A 1,067-nucleotide genomic window follows, 5' to 3' on the forward strand; every position below is an offset into this window, starting at 1 on the left:
GCCGAAGACGGCACGTGGTCGCGCGTCAGTCTAGGCAGCGGCGATGACACTCCCATGACAGCGCCGGTGGCGTGGATTTCGCCTAGAGTGGCTAGATCGGAACTGCTGGAGCGAGGCCATGGGGCACGAATCGACACACATGCACCGGGGCCGGCGCAGGGTGCTGAGGGCGATGGGGCTTGTGGTCGTGGCGGGCGCGCTGCCGGCCATGGCGCAGACGCCAGCCAAATCGAAGATCGGCGTGATCGGCTCGGGGCGCATCGGCGGCACCGTGGGCGGCCTGTTCGTGAAGGCTGGGCACCCCGTGATGTTCTCCTCGCGTCACCCGGAGTCCCTGAAGAGCCTGACCGATTCGCTCGGCCCGCTGGCACAGGCCGGCACGGTGGCGCAGGCGCTGGCCTTTGCCGATGTGCTGCTACTGGCCGTGCCCTACGGCGCCGTGCCCGAGGTGGGCCAGCAGAACAAATGGCAGGGCAAGATCGTGCTCGATGCCACCAATGCGGTCTCGCCGCGCGACGGGGCGATCGTGGAGGAGGTGAAAGCCAACGGCATCGGCGCCACCACGGCCAAGTACCTGGCCGGCGCGCGGATCGTGCGCGTGTTCAACTTCACGGGCGCGGCGGAGTTTGCCCGCGAGAGCCATCGCCAGGGCGCGCTGATGGCGGTGCCGATGGCTGGCGACGACGCGGCTGCGCTAGCCGTGGCCGCGCAACTGGTGCGTGAGGTGGGGTTCGAACCGGTGGTGGTAGGCGGCCTGTCGACGGCGGACCGCTTCGCGCCGGGTGGCAAGCTGTTCCGCCAGATGGGCTCGGCGGACGCTTTCCGGCGCGCGATGGCGGAGTAACAGCGGCGGAGTAACAGCGCCGGAAAATCAGCGCCGCCGCCACTCCATGGCGACCATCGACGGCGCAAAGCCGAGTTGGCCGAAGAAGGCGGCTTCCGAGGAGCGTGCCGCGCGCAACACCCAGACGATGTCGGGATCGTTGCCCATGACCTGGCGCACCAGCGCCCGGCCGATGCCGCGCCGGCGATGCTGCGGCGCCACGGCCACCATCGAGATGTAGCCG

Annotated in this window: 2 protein-coding genes; one reads left to right on the forward strand and one right to left on the reverse strand. The window is 69.7% G+C overall.

Going from position 1 to position 1,067, the window contains the following annotated elements; genetic code table 11:
- Window positions 1-118: 118 nt before the first annotated feature.
- Complete coding sequence (locus AB4Z13_RS32800) at window positions 119-844, forward strand: NADPH-dependent F420 reductase (protein WP_441593781.1); 726 nt, start codon at window positions 119-121, stop codon at window positions 842-844.
- Window positions 845-871: 27 nt separating this feature from the next.
- Here AB4Z13_RS32800 and AB4Z13_RS32805 read toward each other — a convergent pair.
- Window positions 872-1,067: GNAT family N-acetyltransferase (locus AB4Z13_RS32805; RefSeq protein ID WP_442207780.1), on the reverse strand; the 196-nt coding region annotated here is incomplete at its 5' end.

Origin of the sequence: Rhizobium sp. YAF28, from assembly GCF_052113285.1 — a bacterium.
In the GTDB taxonomy this organism is placed as follows: Bacteria; Pseudomonadota; Alphaproteobacteria; order Rhizobiales; family Rhizobiaceae; genus Rhizobium.

Coding starts and splice junctions, on each gene's coding strand:
- AB4Z13_RS32800 (WP_441593781.1), top strand. CDS start 119: ATGGGGCACGAATCGACACACATGCACCGGGGCCGGCGCAGGGTGCTG.